This is a genomic window from Dankookia rubra (assembly GCF_004355005.1).
Lineage (GTDB): Bacteria > Pseudomonadota > Alphaproteobacteria > Acetobacterales > Acetobacteraceae > Paracraurococcus > Paracraurococcus ruber_A.
Genome location: NZ_SMSJ01000368.1, coordinates 1 through 443, shown reverse-complemented (window position 1 = coordinate 443; position 443 = coordinate 1). Strand labels below are relative to the sequence as shown.

Genomic DNA, 443 nt, shown 5'->3' with positions numbered 1-443 from the left:
CAAGGCCGGCGGCCGTGTGCCGCCTCTCGTAGGCCGGACACATGCACGCCGCCGACCCGACGTCAGAAGCTCCAGATTCGCTCTTGCACCGCGGAGGCCATCCACACATGCTGGTTTGCGCCTGGTGGCTGGCTTGCGTGACCATGCCTTGGCGAGATCTTCAACGGCCTTTGCGTGCTCACCAAAGTCGATGACGGCGGGATCGAAAGGCGTGCCAACCCAGCGGACCATCTCGGCGTGGCTCTCGTGCTTCGGGTCGGCGATCGCCTCGAGGAACTCGGCCTAGCCCCAAGGTCCGCCAACGTCCTCGGGTGGGCAGCGGCCTGTGGCGTTGTAGCCGCCGGAGTGAAACTGACCCGGTCGCCGGTTGAAATCTGACCCAGGTTCTAGGGTGCCCTGTCACCGCGATGGGGGCCCGGATGCTTGGGGGAGAGCTGGCATTG

At 65.9% G+C, this 443-nt stretch carries 1 pseudogene; it reads right to left on the bottom strand.

What is annotated here, in order from left to right:
* A pseudogene (locus tag E2C06_RS40690) lies at positions 1–267 on the bottom strand (hypothetical protein); the annotation flags it as partial.
* Positions 268–443: the final 176 nt, after the last annotated feature.